The 21,451-nt window shown below is 42.0% G+C and carries 23 protein-coding genes and 7 pseudogenes; 19 read left to right on the top strand and 11 right to left on the bottom strand.

What is annotated here, in order from left to right; translation table 11 throughout:
- Positions 1-67: 67 nt before the first annotated feature.
- The 3 genes and pseudogenes from DYY67_RS05205 (at position 68) to DYY67_RS10885 (ending at position 2,367) form a co-directional block, all read left to right on the top strand.
- Positions 68-1,338, top strand: a pseudogene (locus tag DYY67_RS05205) (tRNA (N(6)-L-threonylcarbamoyladenosine(37)-C(2))-methylthiotransferase).
- Between the two features lie 74 nt (positions 1,339-1,412).
- Positions 1,413-2,264 carry a cell division protein FtsZ gene (locus tag DYY67_RS05200; RefSeq protein ID WP_255492847.1) on the top strand — a complete coding sequence of 284 codons (852 nt, stop codon included), beginning with the start codon at positions 1,413-1,415 and terminating at the stop codon, positions 2,262-2,264.
- Positions 2,230-2,367: a hypothetical protein gene (locus tag DYY67_RS10885; protein ID WP_255492846.1), complete on the top strand. Its 138-nt coding sequence runs from the start codon at positions 2,230-2,232 to the stop codon at positions 2,365-2,367. The genes DYY67_RS05200 and DYY67_RS10885 overlap by 35 nt, the downstream gene beginning before the upstream one ends.
- Positions 2,368-2,369: 2 nt before the next feature.
- Here the strand turns inward: DYY67_RS10885 and DYY67_RS05195 are convergent, their stop codons facing one another.
- From DYY67_RS05195 to DYY67_RS05175, 5 genes and pseudogenes are all read right to left on the bottom strand, one after another.
- Positions 2,370-2,906, bottom strand: coding sequence for a 50S ribosomal protein L31e (locus DYY67_RS05195; RefSeq protein ID WP_166391322.1), 537 nt, complete (start codon positions 2,904-2,906; stop codon positions 2,370-2,372).
- A gap of 2 nt (positions 2,907-2,908) precedes the next feature.
- Positions 2,909-3,067, bottom strand: a complete 159-nt coding sequence (locus tag DYY67_RS05190; RefSeq protein WP_166391320.1) for a 50S ribosomal protein L39e — start codon at positions 3,065-3,067, stop codon at positions 2,909-2,911.
- Positions 3,068-3,316: 249 nt separating this feature from the next.
- The gene (locus DYY67_RS11570) at positions 3,317-3,676 is read right to left on the bottom strand and encodes an NUDIX hydrolase (protein ID WP_320415980.1); all 360 of its coding nucleotides are present in this window, start codon (positions 3,674-3,676) and stop codon (positions 3,317-3,319) included.
- Between the two features lie 36 nt (positions 3,677-3,712).
- Positions 3,713-6,215: pseudogene (locus DYY67_RS11900) on the bottom strand (dihydropteroate synthase).
- 33 nt (positions 6,216-6,248) lie between these two features.
- On the bottom strand, positions 6,249-7,211 hold the full coding sequence (locus tag DYY67_RS05175) for a homocysteine S-methyltransferase family protein (RefSeq protein WP_255492844.1): 963 nt from the start codon (positions 7,209-7,211) through the stop codon (positions 6,249-6,251).
- Between the two features lie 99 nt (positions 7,212-7,310).
- Here DYY67_RS05175 and DYY67_RS05170 point away from each other — a divergent pair, with 99 nt between their 5' ends.
- Positions 7,311-8,063 carry a 5,10-methenyltetrahydrofolate synthetase gene (locus tag DYY67_RS05170; protein ID WP_166391318.1) on the top strand — a complete coding sequence of 251 codons (753 nt, stop codon included), beginning with the start codon at positions 7,311-7,313 and terminating at the stop codon, positions 8,061-8,063.
- 180 nt (positions 8,064-8,243) lie between these two features.
- Here DYY67_RS05170 and DYY67_RS05165 read toward each other — a convergent pair whose 3' ends face one another.
- From DYY67_RS05165 to DYY67_RS05150, 5 genes are all read right to left on the bottom strand, one after another.
- A complete protein-coding gene (locus DYY67_RS05165; RefSeq protein ID WP_166391316.1) occupies positions 8,244-8,495 on the bottom strand; it encodes a hypothetical protein in 252 nt (83 codons plus the stop codon).
- Between the two features lie 40 nt (positions 8,496-8,535).
- Positions 8,536-8,691 carry an ABC transporter substrate-binding protein gene (locus tag DYY67_RS05160; RefSeq protein WP_166391314.1) on the bottom strand — a complete coding sequence of 52 codons (156 nt, stop codon included), beginning with the start codon at positions 8,689-8,691 and terminating at the stop codon, positions 8,536-8,538.
- Positions 8,688-9,065 carry a PhnD/SsuA/transferrin family substrate-binding protein gene (locus tag DYY67_RS05155; protein ID WP_166391312.1) on the bottom strand — a complete coding sequence of 126 codons (378 nt, stop codon included), beginning with the start codon at positions 9,063-9,065 and terminating at the stop codon, positions 8,688-8,690. The genes DYY67_RS05160 and DYY67_RS05155 overlap by 4 nt, the downstream gene beginning before the upstream one ends.
- A 97-nt stretch (positions 9,066-9,162) precedes the next feature.
- Positions 9,163-9,285 carry a hypothetical protein gene (locus tag DYY67_RS10870; protein ID WP_255492843.1) on the bottom strand — a complete coding sequence of 41 codons (123 nt, stop codon included), beginning with the start codon at positions 9,283-9,285 and terminating at the stop codon, positions 9,163-9,165.
- 57 nt (positions 9,286-9,342) lie between these two features.
- On the bottom strand, positions 9,343-9,879 hold the full coding sequence (locus DYY67_RS05150; protein ID WP_255492842.1) for an ABC transporter permease: 537 nt from the start codon (positions 9,877-9,879) through the stop codon (positions 9,343-9,345).
- 5 nt (positions 9,880-9,884) lie between these two features.
- Between DYY67_RS05150 and DYY67_RS10865 the strand changes: the two genes are divergently transcribed.
- Positions 9,885-10,106, top strand: a complete 222-nt coding sequence (locus DYY67_RS10865; protein ID WP_255492841.1) for a hypothetical protein — start codon at positions 9,885-9,887, stop codon at positions 10,104-10,106.
- A 35-nt stretch (positions 10,107-10,141) separates the two neighbouring features.
- Here DYY67_RS10865 and DYY67_RS05145 read toward each other — a convergent pair whose 3' ends face one another.
- Complete coding sequence (locus tag DYY67_RS05145) at positions 10,142-10,918, bottom strand: ABC transporter ATP-binding protein (RefSeq protein WP_166391310.1); 777 nt, start codon at positions 10,916-10,918, stop codon at positions 10,142-10,144.
- Positions 10,919-11,147: 229 nt separating this feature from the next.
- Here DYY67_RS05145 and DYY67_RS05140 point away from each other — a divergent pair.
- The 14 genes and pseudogenes from DYY67_RS05140 (at position 11,148) to DYY67_RS10835 (ending at position 21,426) form a co-directional block, all read left to right on the top strand.
- Positions 11,148-12,337, top strand: a pseudogene (locus DYY67_RS05140) (argininosuccinate synthase).
- An 11-nt stretch (positions 12,338-12,348) separates the two neighbouring features.
- On the top strand, positions 12,349-12,516 hold the full coding sequence (lysW/argW, locus tag DYY67_RS05135; RefSeq protein ID WP_166391308.1) for an alpha-aminoadipate/glutamate carrier protein LysW: 168 nt from the start codon (positions 12,349-12,351) through the stop codon (positions 12,514-12,516).
- A pseudogene (gene lysX, locus DYY67_RS11565) lies at positions 12,517-13,375 on the top strand (lysine biosynthesis protein LysX).
- Positions 13,376-13,440: 65 nt separating this feature from the next.
- Positions 13,441-14,493 (top strand): N-acetyl-gamma-glutamyl-phosphate reductase, encoded by a 1,053-nt coding sequence (gene argC, locus DYY67_RS05125; protein ID WP_166391306.1) that lies wholly within the window; start codon positions 13,441-13,443, stop codon positions 14,491-14,493.
- A gap of 4 nt (positions 14,494-14,497) precedes the next feature.
- Positions 14,498-15,299 (top strand): annotated as a pseudogene (locus DYY67_RS05120) ([LysW]-aminoadipate/[LysW]-glutamate kinase).
- Positions 15,296-16,472 (top strand): annotated as a pseudogene (locus DYY67_RS05115) (aspartate aminotransferase family protein). Before DYY67_RS05120 ends, DYY67_RS05115 begins: the two co-directional pseudogenes overlap by 4 nt.
- Positions 16,465-16,764 carry an AsnC family transcriptional regulator gene (locus DYY67_RS05110; protein WP_255492838.1) on the top strand — a complete coding sequence of 100 codons (300 nt, stop codon included), beginning with the start codon at positions 16,465-16,467 and terminating at the stop codon, positions 16,762-16,764. Before DYY67_RS05115 ends, DYY67_RS05110 begins: the two are co-directional and overlap by 8 nt.
- Entirely contained in the window at positions 16,742-16,885 is a 144-nt protein-coding gene (locus DYY67_RS10845) for a hypothetical protein (protein ID WP_255492837.1), read from the top strand. Before DYY67_RS05110 ends, DYY67_RS10845 begins: the two co-directional genes overlap by 23 nt.
- A 116-nt stretch (positions 16,886-17,001) precedes the next feature.
- Complete coding sequence (locus DYY67_RS05105) at positions 17,002-18,192, top strand: LeuA family protein (RefSeq protein WP_166391304.1); 1,191 nt, start codon at positions 17,002-17,004, stop codon at positions 18,190-18,192.
- Between the two features lies 1 nt (position 18,193).
- Positions 18,194-18,358, top strand: a complete 165-nt coding sequence (gene lysW/argW / locus DYY67_RS05100) for an alpha-aminoadipate/glutamate carrier protein LysW (RefSeq protein ID WP_166391302.1) — start codon at positions 18,194-18,196, stop codon at positions 18,356-18,358.
- Positions 18,355-19,204 (top strand): annotated as a pseudogene (lysX, locus tag DYY67_RS05095) (lysine biosynthesis protein LysX). Before lysW/argW (DYY67_RS05100) ends, lysX (DYY67_RS05095) begins: the two are co-directional and overlap by 4 nt.
- Positions 19,205-19,249: 45 nt before the next feature.
- Entirely contained in the window at positions 19,250-20,344 is a 1,095-nt protein-coding gene (locus DYY67_RS05090) for a M20/M25/M40 family metallo-hydrolase (RefSeq protein WP_178084794.1), read from the top strand.
- A 43-nt stretch (positions 20,345-20,387) separates the two neighbouring features.
- Positions 20,388-20,861: an SAM-dependent methyltransferase gene (locus DYY67_RS10840; RefSeq protein WP_255492835.1), complete on the top strand. Its 474-nt coding sequence runs from the start codon at positions 20,388-20,390 to the stop codon at positions 20,859-20,861.
- On the top strand, positions 20,791-21,426 hold the full coding sequence (locus DYY67_RS10835; RefSeq protein WP_255492834.1) for a DUF357 domain-containing protein: 636 nt from the start codon (positions 20,791-20,793) through the stop codon (positions 21,424-21,426). The genes DYY67_RS10840 and DYY67_RS10835 overlap by 71 nt, the downstream gene beginning before the upstream one ends.
- Positions 21,427-21,451 lie beyond the last annotated feature (25 nt).

Genomic DNA, 21,451 nt, shown 5'->3' with positions numbered 1-21,451 from the left:
TACGACAACTCGTAGTCTCAAAGGGATTGATGAGTGAAAAAGAAGTCAATATCATTATTGGGATAGCATGGCCAGGATCTGGGTTGAAGGCATATGGTTGCTCTGCAAGTTTTGCAGACTCGGAAATGATTTCAGGTCTTGTAGTAAATGGCGGTCACACTCTTGCAGAGAATTCTTCTGATGCAGATCTAAATGTCATAGTTACATGCTCAGTCAAGGACGTAACTGCAGACAAGATGGTAGGCAGAATAAAACGATTAAGGAACAAGCCGCTAGTTGTGGCTGGCTGCCTTCCAAAGGCAGAGACTGTAACTGTTGAAAAATTTAGTCCAAAGGCAAGTCTTCTTGGACCAAACTCTCTTGGAAAGACTTTGGAGGTAATTGATTCCACGCTTGTGGGACACAGAAGAATCGAGCTTGAAGACTCTGATGCAACAAAGGTTGGATTGCCAAAGGTGCGTCTAAACTCTGCTGTTGGGATAGTGGAGATTGCTAGCGGGTGCATGAGCGAGTGTACTTTTTGCCAGACAAAATTAGCAAAGGGAGAGATTCGCAGTTTTAGGATAGGGGATATCGTGAGGCAGGTAAGACAAGAGATCGATGAAGGATGCAGGGAAGTATGGCTAACATCGACTGACAATGGTTGTTATGGTTTTGATATTGGGACAGACCTTCCAAGCTTGGTAGATTCAGTATCAGAGATAGAGCGTGATTTCATGATTCGTGTAGGCATGATGAACCCAATGTACATGCCAAGAATACGCGAAAGCCTGCTGAAATCGTTTGAAAACCCCAAACTCTTCAAGTTCCTTCACATTCCAGTCCAAAGCGGAAGCAACCAAGTCCTAAATGACATGAAGCGTGGCCATACAGCAGAGTACATTCAGAAAGTCAAGTGAGGAATTTAGGAAGAAATTTGAGAGATTCACAATTTCCACCGATGTCATAGTGGGATTTCCAACAGAAACTAAAGAAGACTTTGAGCATACACTTGAGATGATACAAGAGACAAGGCCTGATATCGTCAACCTCTCAAGATACAGCGCACGATCTGGAACAAAGGCTGCCTTGATGGACCAAGTAGATGTCTCAGATATGGTACAGCGAAGCAAGAAACTTTCCGAGCTAGTAAACAAGATATCGCATGAGAGAAACCAAGAATGGGTAGGCTGGAAAGGGGATGTCTTGTTCGATGAGATCTCAGAAGACACCATAAAGGGTCGCAATTATGCATACAAGCCTGTTTTTGTACAAGAAAAGATCGATCTTGGACAGAAGATCAAAGTGAAAATAACAAGGGCTGCAAAACATGGTCTTTATGGTCAGATTGCAAGTTAAATTTTTTAGATCGAACTTTGGATCAAAACTAAGCAACAAAGTTTTTTAATCATTTTTGCAAGCAAGATAGAGTCATGGAATTTCAGATACAAGATCCAATTCTAGTTGTAGGATTGGGCGGAGCAGGCTGCAGATTGGCTACAAGCATAAAGGAAGGACTTGGATGCGATTCTCTCCTGATAAGCCATGACCCAAAGGATCTGAATCACGAATCTTCCAAGATTTTGATAAATACCAGTCCCGTTCTCAACCCTTCAGCATATCTTATCAGAGGCATATCATTTGGAGCAAGAAGCTCAATTGCCCAGAGACTAGAATCCTATTCTACTATCATGATTGTGGCTAACTTGGCAGGAAAATCTGGCGCCGCTTTGGCTCCAGTAGTATCCCAGATTGGCAAGGAACTGGGCAAGAGCGTACTTTCCTTTGGAATAATGCCCTTCAAGTTTGAAAAAGACAGGATCTTCTTCTCAGGGGTTTCATTGAAGAGACTGAAGGCAAATTCAGACTGTACAATAATTATCGATAACGATGCCTTGCTTGACAGCAATCCAGACCTGACACCTGACTCTTGCAATACAATCACAAATGCAGCCTTGATGCACGTTGTCTCAACCCTGAAAAACTCATCTTTACCGCTTAAGACAAACATCCTGTCAACAAGCAAAGACATACCAGATGTTGAAACATCACTTAGAGATTCAATCAAAATGCTTTACGAAGATGCACCGCCAAACAACATCAAGAGTGCGTTGCTCTACGTAGTAGGTGGCAACAAAGTTCCAATAGGTGTTTTGAATTCAATGGTGAGTACCGTCAGCGGTATATTCAGCAATGACAGTACACGAGTCAGCTTGTCTGTCTCAAATGGAGAGAAAATCCAAAGTTGTTTTGCTAACCTCAATAGAAGGCGAGACTCGTTTTGACAAGTATGACCCACTTGGAATGATTCCAAAAGAGAATGTTCTTGATTGGGACGAGCCAGATGCCAGCGTAAAAATTGATTTAGAATTAGAACAAATAGAATAGATTTATTCTTTTGATTTCTTTGCAGATTTAGTTTCTGAAGGTTTCTTTTCTTCAGCTTTTGGCTTTTCTTCTGCTACTTTCTTTTCTTCTTTCTTTGCCTTCGGTTTCTCCTCTACTTTCTTTTCTTCCTTTGGTTCCTCTTTCTTTGGTTTCTCCTCTACTTTCTTCTCTTCAGTCTTCGGCTTTTCTTCTGCCTTCTTTTCTTCCTTCTTTGGTTTTTCTTCTACTACTTTCTTTTCTTCTTTCTTTGCCTTTGATTTTTCCTCTACTTTCTTTTCTTCCTGATATTTTGAAACTATGATGTTACCGTCGTCATCTTTTGATAGCTTGACTCTGATCTTTCTTGGTGGATGTCGAATTCCGCGTTCCCATACCAAGTGGCTAACATCTTCCTCAATTTTCACATTTTCTGATTTCATGTGCTTTGTAGCAAACTCTCGTATCATGTTTATCGCTCGCTTTGCTCTCTGATTGTTTGGAGAAAGTAGCACCTTTCCTAAATTAATGGTATAAATCCTCTCTAATGCTTCTTCGGACAAGACTAACCAACCCCCACGTCAGTTCTGCGCCACTGTCTTCTCTTTGGATTTGTTCTCACTCTACGTTTTGTCTTGACTATAATCCAAGCTGGAACTGCCGCATTTTGCTTCAGTTTGCTCATCAACCTTATCTTTCTTGGAGTTGACTTGTTGGCACCCATGAACGTTTGAAAATCTAGACCTCTTTTTAAATGAATCTCGAAAATATTACAATAAACCATTTGCCGACAATGCATTGGCAATCTGGTTTAGCATCCTAGCAGAAGCTCCCCATATCAGATGATTTTGAAATTTGAATGTGTACATCTCCTGGATGGACGTGTGTGCCGGATCTTTGTCTTCATCCATAGTTTTCAAAAGCGGAATAAGTGGTATTTGTAAGATAGATTCGATTTCAGAGGTTGTCCTGATCAGCGGAATTTTTTCCTGAATTGTGATAAAGGGGCAATTGTAAAGCCAGAATTTAGCGTTGTAACTGGCGTGAGTTGCCCTATGACTTGGTTATTGTGTATTTGAACTCCTATTTCCTCCCTTGTCTCCCGTATGGCAGTAGCAAGAAGATCTGCATCATCTTTTTCCCATCTCCCGCCAGGAAATGATATCTCGCCTGCATGATGGTCCATTGTTTTTGGTCTCTCAGTCATTATCACAGATGGCTCTGGGCCATAAATCACGATGAGTACTGCCGCAAGTTTTGTGTTCTGATTTCCTTGTGTCTGTGTCGATATAGGCCTCGACAGGGCATTTCTTATTTTTTCCAGTTCCAACATGATACCAATGTTATGGTTTGTTATTTTCTGTTGTGATCAAAGCGCAAAATACTCAGCTTCTGGGTGGTGTACAACTATGGCAGCAGTTGATTGCTCCGGTATTATCTGTCCTGATTCTGTCAGTGTCATGCCAGATTTTTCAGGCTCTAGTAATTTCCAGACAATATAATGCTGTGACACATCAGGACAGCTTGGATAGCCCCAGCTGTACCTCAGTCCTCGTTTACCATCAATCTTTAGCTCGTCTTTTATTTTTTGGTTTATCCATGCAGCCATTGCCTCTGCGGTTTCAACAGCAAGGCCGTGCAGATAATATGCATCAGTGTATTTGTCTTCTTTATTCCACTGTTCTATGATGTCAGAGACCTTTGTTCCCACAGTTACTGCTTGAAAAGCCACAACATCATCCTGTCCAAAGTAATCTGCAAGACACAGGTGTTTTGATCGAGATGAGCGCGGAAACTCGAACACGAGTTTTTCACCGTTTGGATGATCTACTGTTAGGTTTCCATCTTTTCCGTGGCACTTGAAGTATCCATATACTGCTCTTGGCTCAAACAATTTTTCTGTAAGAATTTTTTTCTTCCATTCTTCAAAAAGCGCTTCATGTTCTGCCTCTGACTCTTTGGCAGACTTGCCTCTCAGACCCCATGATAACACAAAAAGCGATTTCTTGTCAAGAAACTTCCATACTTCATTTAGATCAATGTCTTTTGGTTCAAATCGTATTACTTTGTTGAGATGAGGTGGAACTGGAGGAGTAACCGGCTTTATGTCGCTGCGCGCCATGATATTTTCTTCAGGTTTTTCAACTATTGTCTCAGTCCACTTTTCAATTCTTTTCTGCCATTGCTCGACAAATTGTGTTTTTTCTTGCGATACAAGACTGTCCATGGTCTTGAGGCCGTCAAACATTGTTTTGCAGTAGAACACTCCCGGCGTGTATATGCCGCCATCTTTTGCAACACGATTTATGTAGTTGCTGTTAATTGCAGCCCCTCCGCACAATACTGGAATTTGCATGTTGTTTTTTCTGGCATGCTCTACGAAGAACTGCATCTGTTTTGATGTTGACACCAAGAGTGCGGACAGTCCTATTGCATCTGCCTTTACCTCTTCAATCTTTTCAAGAAACTTTTGCATTGGAACCTGTTTTCCCAGATCGTATACAGTATACCCATTGTTCTCAAAAATTGTCTTGACCAAGTTCTTTCCTATATCGTGAACGTCTCCGTATACAGTGCCCAAGACAAGTTTTCCTTTGGTACTTCCTTTCTCTTTTAGAAGATATTTCTCAAGTTCTGCAACTGCTGCTTTCATGCACTCTGCAGATTTTAATACAAATGGCAAGATGAGCTCTCCTGCACCAAACTTGTCACCTACCTCCTTCATTGCAGGCAATAGGTCATCATTTAGCGTCTTGATTGCAGCAGGATGCGTGATCTCCTTTGGTTGCATCAATGACTGCCATCCCATCCTTCTCCGAAATACCATGTTTGCCTGAGATCTTTTCAGATATGGCACTTACAACATCTCTTTCTATTCCGTCACGAAGCCTGTTCACTATCCTAAAGTTGGAACGTTTGCCTGCAGGCCAGGATGGATCCACTTCAATCTTCTTTGCTGCAAGCTGAGCAGTGCCTTTTGTTGCCTCAAAATATGCAATAAACTCTGCAAGAGCGTTTGGGTGCTTGTTAAAGATCAGATCCTCTGCTACACTTCTTTCCTTCTCGTCTATTTCCGTATATGGAATCACGTCTTTTGGGTTTATGATGACAGTATCAAGGCCTGCTTTTACGGCATGATACAAAAATACAGCATTTAGTATTTTTCTTGCCCTTGGAGCAAGACCAAAGCTTATGTTACTTAGTCCAAGTGTTGTAAACGAATTTGGAAATCTTTTCTTGACTAGGCTGATTCCTTCAAGTGTATTTTTCCCTGCATCAAGAAATTCTGCCTCACCTGTAGCTAGTGTAAAAGTTAGAACATCAAAGATGAAATGCTGCTCTTGTAGTCCATATTTTTTTCCCGTTTCAACAAGAAGTTCCGCAGTTTCAAGTTTTTCCTGAGGAGTCTTTGCCATCCCTTTTGGTCCAATACACATGGCAATTGCAGGAACTCCGTATTGTACCATAAGAGGAGCTAGTGAATGAAACCTACTTCCATCTCCTTCCAGATTAATCGAATTAATTATCGGCTTTCCAGGAATCTGCTCCAGTGCAGATGCAACAACTTTTGGCTCGGTAGAATCTATCACAAGCGGAGCCTCGATTTCAAGGCTGAGTGACTTTACAAGTTTTTTCATAAACTCTAGTTCGTCTGAGCGCTCTGTGGTGGCAACACACACATCAAGACAATGTGCTCCATCATCTACCTGGTCTCTTGCAATTTTTACCAATTCTTCAAAATTGCCGTTTAGGACGCATTCCTTGGCCTTTTTTGATCCTTGTGCGTTGAGTCTCTCCCCTATAATCAGAGGTGCAGGGTCTTGCCTTAGCTCTACTGCTTTTAATGCAGAACTCACTCTAGGATCTTTCATGAATAGTTATTCTCAAGTGCTTTTTCTAAATACCTAGCGCTTATTTTCTGATTGCTTTTCATCAATTATTTTTCTTAAGAGTGCTATATGTTCGGTATTTGTGCCACAGCAACCGCCTATTATTCTGACGTTGCCATACTGCGATATGAAATCACGCATTGCTTTTGCCATGTCTTCAGGCGTCATCTTGTAGACTGCCCTTCCTCCCTGGTTTTCCGGCATTCCCGCATTTGGCACAACAAGTAATGGAAGATCGTTTTGCTCATTTAGCCATCGTATGCTGGGAGTCATCTCAACAGGCCCAGTGGAGCAATTGAGCCCAAATGCGTCTATTCCCATATCTGATACGGTGGTATACGCTGCCTGAATATTTGTCCCAAGCAACATCTTGCCATACTTGTCTAGTGTTACATTTGCAATGATCGGGATTTTTTTTCCTGTCTTTTTCATTGCACTGTGGCATGCATCTATTGCCATCTTTACTTCCAAGATGTCTTGACTTGTCTCAATTAGTAACGCATCTACTCCACCCAAGATTAGACCCTCTGCTTGGATCTCAAATGCTTCCCTTATCTTTTCAAGCGGTATTTGTCCAAGTGACGGATCATTTGAGCTTGGCAAAAACCCAGTAGGACCCATGGAACCCACCACATATCGTGGCTTGTCAGAAAACTCTTTTGTGATATCAACTGCAAGCTCTGCAATTTTTTTATTAAACTCTAGTGTTTTATCGCCATAACCATATTCTTCAAGCTTGAGCTTGTTTGAGCCAAATGTGTTAGTCTCGATACAGTCAGCACCTGCCTTGAGATAATTTCGGTGGATATTTTTTATCCATTCAGGTCTTGTAAAGGACAGACCGTCGTTGAAGCCATCCTTGCCGTCTGGAAAATCCTCCGAATTTGGATTCAACTTTTGAATCTCGGTTCCCATGGCGCCATCAAAGAGCACTATCTTTTGCTTCATCAGGTCTGCAAGAGGAATTTTTGTGGTCAACAGTAATTGATGCTGGTTTTCAATGTATTAATTTTCTTTTGTTTTGTCACATGTTAATTGCCTTCAAAGGTTATAATCAAGTAGCCGTGACACTCTTTTATGACGATAATCTACGAGTTAAATCCACCCAAGGTAATGCAGGACAGGATACTTTCTCACAGCGAGTTGCAGGAATCAGTTGACAAGTTCAAATCAAAATCAGTCGAGATAGGAAAGGTCTGCGGCAGCATACATGTGACAGACTCTGTACTTGGCATCCCAAGGATATCTCCCATAACGGCAGGATTTTTCATAAAAAATTCCAATGACAGGATAAAGATCTCTGCAAGTGTTCGAGTCAGAGACAGAAACCACACATCACTTACACAAACCGTCTGCGATGCGATACTTTTGAACTTGAACGGTGTTCTCATAGTCAAGGGAGACCCGCCGCCCACAGGCCCCAAGGATTCAAGGCTTGTCCCAAGTGAGGTCGTAAAACAATTCAACGAGCAGGGCTTTGGAGAAAAAATTGACCTTTATCTCTCAGTCTCAGGCAATCCCAACTTTGACAAGATTCACAAAAAGGTCGAGGCCCAGCCAAAGGGATTTGTCACACAGGTCATAAGTTCTATCGATCAGGTAACAAGGATAGTTGACAAGCTAAAGCCGCAGGGGTTTAGGATAATACCTTGCATACTGCTTGCGTCAGAGCTCAACCAAAAATCTGCACAGATGTTAGGTCTTGACTGGTCAGGATACAAAAATGACATGGTAGGATTTGTAAAAGAGGTTCACAAAATTGCAGGTGATGTACTTTTGAGCTCTCCAAATGATTTCAAGGGAGCGCTTGATATACTAAACAAAGTTTAAGAAAAACTATTTTATTTCTAATTGACAACAGTCCTTTGCCATTATCATTTTGAACTATTGCTGTCAAGCATTAGCATTTTCCACATTCAAAAGTTACATTCTCACTATGAGGCTGTGTGTGAGTTACGTTAGATTATGTTTAAGAGCTTGAATTAGGAGGAAATTTCCGGTAATCCTTTCTCAGTCAACACTTGATTTAGAAGAGTTAGATCGAATATTCCAGACAGGTCTGGCGTTTTGGTTGCCCAAAAATCCCAGACCATAGGCAGCATTGGCTGATTGATAAAGCGAACTTTCCACCGGATCGTATGTGATATCCATCCTTGAGAAGGCCTCATCTAGTTCACCAACAGGAAGTGTCTTCCCAGTCAGGTTTCCCAGCTGCTCGTTGAATATTGTAATTGCTTGATCTTTGTTGTTGTTAATCCACAAGGTTTCATCCACATGTGCCTCTAGTAGTTTTTTAATAATATCAGGGATGATTTTGTAGATAGTCCGCTCTTGCAACAATTAGAGCAGTTGCAAATTTCCCGTTTGGCCACAAGTCTCTCTCATCGACAAGAATCTTACCGTTTGCTTCGTGCTCTAGTTTGGTTCCCCACGGTTCTGGTACCCACGCACCGATCAATGTTGTTTTTTAGCATCATTAGTAAAAACATCGGCATTGGCCGCATTTATGATCTGTATATTCCCTCCATTGTCTGACGTCTTGTACCCATTTTTGAGCAAAAATGATCGTAGTGCAACGTCTTGTGTGTTTCCAAGTTGTGGTGACGCAAATTTTTTCCCTCCCAAATCAGCAGTGGAGTTTATGCCATCATCGTTTCTTACCACAAATACGACTCCTCCGCTTGCTGCACCTGCAATTATTCGAAGTCCCTGACCGTCTGACTTGATATATCCATTAATGGCAGGATTTGGTCCAACATATGCAACATCAATCCTGTTTGCAAAGAGCGCTTCTATTGCAGAAGGACCTGCGTTGAATACCTGAGTCTGCACCTGTATTCCCGCAAGTTCTTTTGATAATCCCCATCACCCAGTCCAATTACGGCCTTGCGCATGGCTGATGTTTGGAAAATATCCAATTCTTAGAACATTAGTTGTAGAAGTTTGTTGCCATGTCATGAGTTTGATTAGTTTCCGGTGTTGAGATAAAACTTGCAGCAATTACAGCTGCAATTATTGCACCGGCGATTCCAAACTTTACCAGTGGATTCATTAGCTAAACGACCTCAAAAAGATTCCAATATAACCGAATTCAAATATCAAAGTCATTTCAGCGATGATTGTCCAGTCCCCACTTTCTTCGTATCTTTTCTTCAATCTTGTTTAACAAAAATCTGTCAACTATCAGACCTATTGTGAATATGGTAATCATGCTAGCAATTACTTCACTCATATCAAGAAAATCTCTGCCAACTGAGAGAATGTGCCCCAGTCCTACAATTGACATTAGTATTTCTGCGCCTATTATTGCATGCCATGCAAATGACCACCCCTGCCTTAATCCAATTATCAGAGATGGGGTAGCTGCAGGTATTGTAACATGTCTGAACAATCTAAATCCCTTTGCGCCCATATTTTTTGCAGCATCGATATAGATTGGCGGTATGTTCCTTATGCTGCTATAAGTCGATATCATTACTGAAAAAATTGAACTCATTATTACTACAAACAAGATGCCAAAGTCATTGAAGCCTATCAATAGAATGGAGAATGGGACCCATGCGATGCTTGGAAACGCCAAGAGTCCTGCCGAGAAGGAACTCAGGGTCCTGCCAAATCCCTTGAATCGTATCATTCGTAAACCCAATTAGCGTGCCAAGAACTATTGAGATTGAAAATCCCGCAACCAGTCTTCCCATTGTTACCCCTACGCCTATCGGCAAAGACAGGTTCAGTATTATCTTGGCAAACGAGCCTGCAACCATTAGAGGAGACGGCAGGGATATTGTGGGAAATATTCCCAATACAAATACAAGCTCCCACACGCCAACAAAGATTGCCAAAAAAGAGCGCCGCGTTTCCAGCATCATGTAGGCTTTGCAGTTTTTTCTCTGAAATTGCTTTTTCACTCATGGGTTCTCATCTTTTATTTGTGCAATCACTTCGTTTTTGAGCTCTTCAACTATCTGATGATAATATTTTTGGAGGTTTTCATCTTCCATTAGTCTTGGTCTGCGGTAATCAATTGTAATCTCTTTTTTTATTTTCGAAGGCCTGTTTTTGAAAACTACTACACGGTTTCCAAGTATAACAGACTCTGAAATGTTATGTGTCACAAAAATAATTGTCTTTTTTGTCTTCTCCCAAATGAGCTGAAGCTCTACAAGCAACAAGTCCCTTGTCTGAGAATCAAGAGCTGCAAATGGTTCATCCATCAATAAAATTTCTGGATCCATGGCAAGTGCTCTTGCAATTGCAACTCTTTGCTTCATTCCAGTGGACAACTGATACGTGTACGAGTCTGCAAACTTTGTTAGCTGCATCATGTCCAAGTATCGCTGAGATATCTGTCTGCGCTCATCTTTTGGAATTCCTGCCATCTTCAATCCAAACTCTACGTTATCGATCACCTTGAGCCACGGAAAGAGTGCACCTTCCTGAAACACCATGGTCCTGTCAGGACCTGGAGTAGAGATGGGATTTCCATTTAGTAAAATCTCTCCAGAGTCTGGCTTTTCCAATCCAGCTACAATATTTAGAAACGTGGACTTGCCACATCCGGAAGGACCTACTATACACACAAAGTCTCCTTCCTGTACATCCAAGTTTATTCCACCAAGCGCAATCACTGAAGTGCCATTATGATCAAAATGCTTTACAATGTTTTTTGCCTGAAGTTTTGTCATGGTTATGATCTCCTCTCCAATCTTTGCGATGCCACGTACTGTAAGTGACCCGCAAAGGGAGCAATTTTCATATAACAGCGTTATAATATTGCGGTTAAATAGTGTTCGAATTTTAGCTTGGACTAATTTGGTTTGTCTCATGAATTAGAAAAATAATTTCTGATTTTTTACCAAGATAAAACGAGGATCATAAAAGATAAATGCTAAAATCTGATCACAGAAAACCTCAATGAAAGGAAAAGCGGTTTTAGCTTTCTCTGGCGGATTGGACACATCCGTCGTCGTAAAATATCTACAAGAAAAACACGGATTGGATGTTGTTACCATTACAGTTGATGTCGGACAAGGCGACGATCTGAAAAAGATTGCAGCCAAGGCAAAAAAACTCGGAGTGGTAAGACACTACAACGTTGATGCAAGAAGCGAATTTGTAAATGATTTCATTTTACCATCAATCAAAGCAAACGCATTATACCAAAAGAAATATTGTCTTGCAACGGCTCTTGCACGACCACTTATTGCACAAAAGGTTGTAGAGATTGCCAAAAAAGAAAATGCAAAGGCTCTTAGCTCACTGGCTGTACTGGAAAAGGAAACGACCAGGTGCGATTTGATGTTACCATGCGATCAGGTTCTACCCTACCAATCATTGCTCCCATCAGAGATCTCAACCTTACTCGCGATGTAGAATTAAAATTTGCAAAAAAACATGGAATACAGATTGATACTGCAGCAAAAAGGTTTAGCATAGACCAAAACCTGTGGGGACGCGCAATTGAGGGAGGAGAAGTGGAAGACGCATATGCCGAACCTCCAGATGATGCATTCATCTGGGTCAAGACAAAAAACATGCCAGACAGGCCACAGTACTTGGAAATCAAGTTTAGCCAAGGAGTACCGGTGGCAGTAGACGGCAAGAGTCTAAAACCAATTGAATTAATCCAGTACATCAACAAAAAAGCAGGAGCATCAGGTGTTGGAATAGTCGATCACATCGAAGATCGAGTTGTTGGAATAAAATCTCGTGAAGTGTACGAGACACCGGCTGCTCTGTGCCTAATTGAGGCACATACCGATCTGGAAAAAATGGTTCTGACAAAACACGAATTAAAATTCAAAACAATGGTTGACTCAGAATGGTCATGGCTTGCATATTCTGGACTCTGGCAAGATCCTCTGAAAACAGATTTAGATATGTTTATCAATGCGTCCCAAAAAAGGGTTAGCGGAACTGTAAAGCTGAAAATGTTCAAAGGAAGTCTTAGAGTTGTTGGGAGAAAATCAGATTACTCATTGTATAGTCATGACTTGGCAACGTATGGTTCAGGTTCCACTTTCGACCAGACTCTTGCAAAAGGATTTGTAGAATTGTGGGGACTTCAATCTACAGAAGCTAATAAATTACTAAAAAAGAGGTGAATGATCAAAGAATGAATTGCCCAGAATGTGATGCAAATTTAAAAATTCCAGACGACGCAAGTGTTGGAGAAATAGTATCTTGTCCTGATTGCGGTGCAGATTTCGAGATTGCTTCAAAGAACGGTAGCGTATGCGAATTAAAGCATGCTGAAAAAGTCGGCGAAGATTGGGGAGAGTAAATGCCCAAGGTCCGTATCGTGTTCGATAGAGTAAGACTAGAGGAAAAAATGCTAGAGGAAAAAGCAGTCGAGCTTGGACACGATACAAAAGATGATAGACGCCAAGATAACAAACATCAACACAGAGAGCAAGAAAACAGATTTTGATTTTGGCAATGTAGTACTGGAAAGGTGCGTCAGTTATTTTCGCGGCCTGCATTTTACAGCGTGTCTAGAGTTTCTTGATGTTCCAGTGTTCAACAAGTTTGAGGTTGCCAACAATTGCGGAAACAAGATGTTGACATCACTCCTGTTAAAGAAACACGGCGTACCCACCCCAAAGACATACTTTTCATTTTCATCAGAATCCGCAGTAGAAACACTTGACAAGCAAGGATATCCACTGGTCATAAAGCCAATCATAGGAAGCTGGGGAAGGGGTGTCATACTGCTAAAGGACAGAGAGACAGCTGATGCCAATATTGGAAGTAAGGGAGCTAACTGACGGACCACTTGACAGGATATTTTATCTGCAAGAGGCAGTGCAAAGGCCGCCAAGAGACATACGCGCAATTGCTGTGGGAGATCAGGTAGGTGGCTGCAATGTATCGAACCTCAACTGGCGGATTTAAGACAAACATTGCGCTTGGTGCAGAACCTGTACCATGCGAGATAACCAAGGAACTTGAAGACATCTGCATGAAAGGCATCAAAAGCAGTGGGCGGAGGAATTCTTGGAATCGATATAATGGAAGATGAAAAAAGAGGATTTGTAGTTCACGAAGTCAACAACACTGTAGAGTTTAAGGGACTGGCAAAGGTTGCCAAACGTAATATTCCAAAAGAAATGATAGAGTATGCAGTTCAACTCATCTGTTAGATAAAATACGGAATTTAGAAAATTTTAGAGTTTAAATTATACTATGTTATCCTAGGAGATCACTTATGAGAGTAGGAGTAATCGGGGCATCAGGATATGTTGGAGGAGAGATCCTCAGACTACTTGTTAGTCATCCAAAGGTTGAGATCACGGCAGTCACTTCAAGACAGCACGTAGGAGAATACATCTCCAGAGTTCAGCCAAGCCTCAAGGGATTCACTGATCTAACTTTTTCAGAATTAAACTATGACAAGTTGTCAGACAAGTGCGACTTGGTATTTACTTCAGTGCCACACGGTACTGCAGTTGACATTGTAAAAGAGTTGTATGATAGAGGAATGAAAGTAATTGATCTGAGTGCAGACTATCGATTGCACAATGCTCCAGACTATGACAAGTGGTATGGTTGGCAACACCCACATCCAGACTATCTTCCAAAGTCAGTCTTTGGAGTTCCAGAACTTCACAGAGAAGAGATCAAAAAGGCACAGCTGGTATCATGTCCAGGATGCATGGCAGTCACATCAATTCTTGCATTATATCCATTGGTAAAGAAAGGAATCATAGACACAGAGCACATTATTGTAGATTCCAAGATAGGCTCTTCAGGAGCAGGAGCTGGCTCTGAGGCAGGAACTCACCATGCAATGAGGTCAGGTGTTGTCAGGCCATACAAGCCAGCAAAGCACAGACACACAGGTGAGATCGAGCAGGAACTAAGTGAGGCAGCTGGAATGAAGATCAAGGTATCAATGAGTCCACATGCAGTGGATATTGTCAGAGGAATTTTGTGTACAAACCACACATTTATGACAAAACCAGTAACAGAGATGGATTTGTGGAAGATATATCGTGAACAATATCAAAACGAGAGATTCATCAGACTAATTCGTGACAAGAAAGGATTCTACAAGTTTCCTGATCCAAAGTTTGTTGTGGGCTCGAACTTTTGCGATGTAGGATTTGACATTGATGAAGACAACAACAGGCTGGTTGTATTATCGGCATCAGATAACCTAATGAAAGGTGCAGCAGGCTCTGCCATACAAAACCTCAACGTAATGTCAGGATTCAACGAGATGGACGGCCTGGCATATTCTCCGCTAACTCCTGTGTGAAAAGATGATCACAATAAAAATAGGAGGAAGTGTGGTAGATGGCCTTCATCCTTCTACCATATCAGACTTGAAAAAAGTTTCAGAGCAAGAAAAAGTGATTCTAGTCCACGGCGGAGGAAAGGAAGTAACAAGAATTTCAGAAGCTTTGGGCAAAGAACAAAAATTCATAGTCTCACCTGGAGGAATCAAGAGCAGATACACTGACAAGGAGAACTGCAGAAATTTTCACAATGGTAATGTCAGGCAAGATAAACAAGATGATTGTAAGCATGCTGCAAAAAAATGGAATCAATGCAGTAGGTCTTTCAGGCATTGATGGAAAAATAATCCAGGCAGAGAGAAAAAAGAAACTAATTGTCATGAATGAAAAAGGAAGAAAGATGGTAATTGATGGAGGATACACTGGAAAGATACGAGAAATCAACACAAGTCTCATCCAGGTGATTCTAGACCAGGGGTATGTTCCTGTAATCTCACCTATTGCCACAAGCGAAGAATCTGACTTTCTAAACGTCGACGGCGACAGGGCAGCAGCATATGTTGCAGGTAAGATGCAGTCAGACAAGATTTTGTTTCTGACCAATGTCGATGGCCTCCTCATGGATGAAAAACTGGTGACAAAATTATCGCTTGACGAAGCCAAGGCAATGCTTCCAAAGATAGGTTTTGGAATGGAAAAGAAGATACTAGCTGCTACAGAAGCAATCGAGATGGGTGTAAAGCAGGCACTGGTTGCGAGCGGTCAGAGAGAAAACCCAATATCAAGAGCCATAGCTAATGATAACTGTACGGTGATATCAAAATGACAGAAGATCAATTCATGGGAAGCATCTACCAGAGATTTCCCGTAACAATAGAGCGAGGACTTGGAGCCCATGTATGGGACATTAACGGAAAAGAGTACATCGATTGCATGGGTGGATATGGCGTAGCCCTTGTTGGCCACTGCAATCCTCGCGTGGTAAAATCACTAAAGGCACAGCTTGACAAAATAATTACTGTACACAGCTCACTTTACAACAAGACACGAGAAGAGTTTCTTGAAAAACTAATCAATATTTCACCGCCCAGCCTGAGCCAGGTATATCTTAACAACAGTGGAACTGAAGCAGTCGAAGCTGCAATAAAATTTGCTCGCAAGTTCACTGGCAAAAAAGGAATGATTGCAATGAACGGCTCTTACCACGGAAAATCATTTGGTTCACTATCAGTTACATTTAATCCAAAATATCGCAAGGCCTTTGAGCCACTCCTAAGCAACGTGTCCTTTACTCCATTTGGCGATATCGAGGCATTAAAATCTGCAATAACCCCTGACACTGCACTCATCATACTGGAGCCAATCCAGGGAGAGAGTGGAATTCATGTGGCACCAGATGGTTTTCTGCAAGAGATAAGAAAGATTTGCAATGAGCGAGGAATTGTTTTGATATTCGATGAGATCCAGGCAGGCCTTGGAAGGACTGGCAAGATGTGGGCAAGTCAGCACTGGGATACGGCACCTGACATCATGTGCCTTGCAAAGGGAATTGCAGGAGGCGTGCCAATGGGTGCAACTCTTCTAAGACCAGATATTTTGGCATGCTATTGGAAAAGGTGAACAGTCATCAACATTTGGTGGCAACCCGCTTTCATGTGCTGCAGGAATTGCTGCAATTGATGCACTGACAGAAGACAAGCTGGTTGAAAACGCTGCCAAGATGGGCAAGGTTTTCCGTGAAGGGCTGGAAAGACTAAAAGAAAAACACAAGATAATTCGCGAAATACGTGGCAAGGGGCTCATGATTGGAGTAGAAATGAAGTTTGAAGTAAAAGACATCCTGTTTGACGGAATTGCAAACAATTTGTTGCTGCTTTATTCCGGGAAAAACATACTCAGATTGTTGCCTCCTCTTGTCATTTCAGAGTCTGACATAAACAAAGCTTTAGAAACTCTAGATCTCATACTAACAAAAGAGGTACAAAGAAGAAATGTCTAGAGACAAGACAGATGAAACAATAATTGAAATGCTAAAGAAGGACTCTAGGCAATCTTTTGTGGAGATTGGTGCAAAGCTTGGACTCTCAGAATCTGCCGTTAGAAGAAGAGTGAAAAACCTACTTGATGGCGGCATGATAAAAAAATTCACAATAGAAACGGGTGACAGCAATTCAACTAGCGCAATAATTTTGATATCTGTTGATTCTTCAACTGATACCTCAAAGGTTTCAGCACGACTCTCAAAACTGCAAGGAGTCCATACCGTTTATGAAATCACTGGTCCAGTATGACATTGCAACAGTAATCAGAGCGCCAAATATCACAGAGATCAATGCATGCATAGATGCACTGCGCAAGGTTCCTGGCGTTTTTGACACTAATACTGTCATCATACTCAGAACCGTATCATAAAACGAAGTTCGGCTCTAAATTTGAATCATTAACGAAAATCGTTACAAAATATACAAAACTAGCCGAAACCTGTACGAATATACTTATATTTCCAAAATTTTGATACTAGATCGGTAATGGACGATCCGAATTATTATGCATACAAGTATAACGAGATGGGAACAAAACCAAAGAAGATTCACATACTCGATAGCACCCTAAGAGAGGGAGAGCAGCACCCAGGTGTTACATTTTCCAACAAGCAGAGAATCCAGATTGCATGGATGCTAGACTATTTTGGTGTTGACCAGATTGAGATCTCACCAGTGGTCTCACCAGATCATAAAGAAGCTACCAAGACAATAATCAAGCAAGGGCTCAAGGCAGATATCGTAGCTCATGTGCGTGCCCTAAAGGAAGATGTCGATGTTGCACTAGAGTGTGAGGCCACGTGGATGGCAACATATCTTGGAATATCTGACATCCACATGAAAGACAAGCTGAGAATAACAAGAGAGGAAGCGCTGCGAAGAGCGGTAGAGACAGTCGAGTATGCAAAATCACATGGGTTTAAGATGCGATTCACAGTAGAAGATGGCAGTAGGGCAGACCCAGAATTTCTAATCAAAGTTTGCAAGGAGATCTCAGATGCAGGTGTTGACAGGATAAGCATACCTGATACCGTTGGGATAATGAGACCAAACGGCATGTACAATCTGGTAAAGACAGTTCGCGATAAAATCAAGACTCCGCTTGACGTGCACTGCCACAATGACATTGGGCTTGCATTATCTAATGCGCTTGCAGGGTGCGATGCAGGAGCTGATCAGATTCATACTACTATCGACGGTATCGGTGAAAGAACTGGCATACCTGCACTTGCAGAAACTGCGGTGGCACTCACTTATCTTTACAAGTCTCCAAATAATTTCAGACTGGACATGCTGATGGACCTCTCAAGACTGATTGAACAGTACACAACCATTGTTCCATATGACTCTAAACCAATTGTTGGCTCTACTGCATACAAGCACAAGGCAGGAACGCACCTTGCTGCAATCCTTAGAAATCCTGCAGCTTACGAGCCAATTGAGCCAAAAGTGGTAGGAAATAGGAGAAAAATCGTATTTGGCGAGCTGGCAGGCAAGAACGGTGCGGCATATCTCATGTCAATACTAGGTCTTGACCAGGATGAGGAGCATGCAAAGAAGGTGGCAGCAGGCCTCAAGAACCTAAGGATGGGAGACCTGCTTGAGATACCGCTTGATGACAAGCTTGAAAGAAAGATAATTAATGACACCCAAGTTAAGGTAAAGACAGGTAAATAGTATGAAATGTTTAGAATGTGACGCAGACATCAACCCTCCAAAGGATTCTATGGAGGGAGAGATTATAACTTGTCCAGACTGTGGTGCAAGTTTTGAGTTATCCAAAGGATCCTCAGGCTTTGAGTTAAAACCAGCACAAACTGTTGGTGAGGACTGGGGCCAGTGAGCTCAGGTCTATCGATACTCTACGATACCATCAGATGGGAAGAAAAAGCTCTGTTTGACGCAGCAAAGAAAAAAGGCGTCGATGCAACGATGGTCGATTGTAAGAGTTTATCCATCAATTTAGACAAGACCGAAGAGAGATACGGTACTGCCATACAGCGATGTGTCAGCTATTATCGCAGCCTGCACTCCACTGCAGCACTTGAGGGAAAGGGAGTCAACGTAATCAACAGCTTGAACACCAGCATATTTGCAGGAAACAAGCTTTTCACTCCACATGCTCTTGGTAAAAAATGGAATTCCTACACCATTTAGTGCAGTCGCATTCTCAGAAGAAGCCGCAATTGATACCCTAGAAAAAAGGGGATACCCAATGGTTCTCAAGCCCACGGTTGGAAGCTGGGGAAGGATGATTGCACTGCTAAAGGATCGCGATTCTGCAGAAGGAATAATGGAGACAAGGGAATCAATGTATCCAATTTATCAGGTATATTACTTGGAAGAATTTGTCAACAGGCCTCCCCGCGATATCAGAGCTATAATGGTTGGCGACGAGGTGGTTGCAGCAATTTACCGCTATTCTGGTGACGGGCAGTGGAAGACAAACATGGCCCTTGGCGGCAAGGCAGAACCAATGAAAGTAACAAAAGAACTAGAAGATATTTGCATCAAGGCAAAAAATGCTGTCCAAGGTCAGATAGTAGGGGTAGATTTGATGGAAAGCAAGGAAAACGGCCTGGTAGTTCACGAGGTCAACAACACAACGGAATACAAAAATACCGTCAGAGTTACTGGCGTAGATATACCAGCCTTGATGATAGATTACGCAATGAAATCGAGAAAATAAGAATTGGACTCTTCAATTACCATTACACCAAGATATTCAGTAAAGATGCTAGAGAAGGCTCTAAGACTTTACACGCCATCGCTTTCTGAAAAAGCTCTTGCAGAGTTTCTTGCAGACAAGTGCGACGACTTGGGCTTTGAAAATATTCACATCGATGAGGTAGGAAACCTTATTGCAACAAAGGGCTCAGGCTCTCCCAAGATACTTCTTTGCGGTCACATGGATACCGTTCCAGGAAAGATCAAGGTAAGAAACGAAAACGGACACATCTATGGCAGGGGAGCATCTGATGCAAAAGCTCCATTGATGTCAATGCTGCTTGCAGCCGCATCTGTCCAAAACAGCAATGGAACAGTAGTATTTGCAGCTGTGGTAGACGAGGAAGGAAATGCAACTGGAATCAAAAGTTTGGTCAAACAAAAATTAGATATAGATTATGCAATTTTCGGCGAGCCTAGCGGCATAAAAAATATCACCATAGCATACAAGGGAAGAATTGCCATAAACCTGAAGATAAATGTAGGAGACAGTGCTCACGCCAGTGCACCATGGCTTGCAAAAAATGCAATTGAAGAATCATACATCTTTACCACTGCAATAAAGAAAGCACTGGAAGGAAACCAGGAGGGCAAGCCAAAGAGTATGATGCTTACTGCAGTTCTCACCGAGATAAAGGGAGGAACAAGCCACAACGTAACTGCAGTAGAATGCGATGCAATCATGGACATTAGGATTCCAGTAGACATGAACTGCAAAATGGTTGGAGAAAAAATTGCAACTACTGTCCAAGAGGTTGCCAAAAAACAAGGAGTGAACGCATTTTATTCCATTCTAGATGAGACAGAACCTTTTGAGGCGCCGCATACTTCACCACTTGTAAGGGCATTAACACTTGGCATACTAGATGTTGAAAAGGCAAGACCACAGCTTATCAGAAAGACAGGTACAGGGGACATGAACATCATTGGAAATGCCCTGAGCATTCCTGTTGTAACATATGGACCTGGCGACCCCCATGCATCACATACAATTGATGAACATGTGTCAAGCGATGAATATCTAAGAAGCATCGAGGTCTTCAAGCGAATGCTTGATCACCTAAAGAGATTGCACGACAACCACATAGGTTCTGGCAAATAACACAAAACGAACACCAAAATATACAACAAAGAGATTTTTTGCTATGTTATGGTTTATTGGCCTTGGAATCGCTGGAATTGACGGTGTAGGTCAGGATACCATCAAGATTTTAAAAAAAGCTGATCTTGTCTTTTTTGAAAACTTTACAAGCCCCATACCAAAAAGCGACCAGTCCAAAATAAAAAAACTTGTCAAAAGCAGATTCAGGGTTGCTCCGCGGTGGCTCGTAGAGGATGGAAAAACAATTCTTGCCGAGGCCAAGAAGAAGACAGTTGTCCTTCTTGCATATGGGGATCCATACATTGCAACGACGCACATAGAACTTCGGACTAGGGCAGAGACTGAAAAGATCAAGAGCCAGGACGATACATGCAGCGTCTGCAATACCATCCCTTGTTGGCGAGTGCGGACTACAATACTACAAAATTGGACGCCCCGTCACTGTAATGAGAGAGCAAAAGTCTTGGAGCACCGTATACCATACCATATACGAGAACCTTGCAAAGGGCACACATAGTATTTTGATACTTGAATACAGCAGCATTGAGAATTTCTTTTTAGACCCAAAGGATGCAATCTCAAGTCTACTTGTTGCAGAAAGCGAGCAGAAAAGAAATGTCATAGATGAATCAACGTTTCTCATAGTGGCTTCGAGGATTGGCTCCAAGACACAGAGCATCACGGCTGGAAAACTTGCTAGTCTTTCCAAGATGGATTTTGGAAAACCCCCGCATACAGTTATCATTCCAGGAAGGATGCATTTTACAGAAACAGACGCACTCAAGGCGTTTGCCAGGTGTCTTGATGAGCCATTTGACAATTCATCGAGGATACAAAAAATATCTGACCAGATGATTACAAAGTATGTCCCAAAGGCAAGACGGGCATTAGATGAGGTAATCAAGATGTTCGGAGACGACAAGAACATGCAACCTGTCATAGAAAATGCACGTCTGTATATTGATGACTGTGAAAAATTTCAAAACGAAGGAAAAGAGGAGCTTGCAATACTTAGCATTGGATATGCAGAGGGCCTGATCGATGCGCTGCGTCTCTCAAAGGGCATAGACCCATGGACATAGATTAATCAAGTGGTAAAGCTTCAGC

Origin of the sequence: Candidatus Nitrosotalea sp. TS, from assembly GCF_011319465.1 — an archaeon.
GTDB lineage: Archaea > Thermoproteota > Nitrososphaeria > Nitrososphaerales > Nitrosopumilaceae > Nitrosotalea.
The sequence above is the reverse complement of the archived record's forward strand: the minus strand, read 5'-3'. Positions and strand labels throughout refer to the sequence as shown.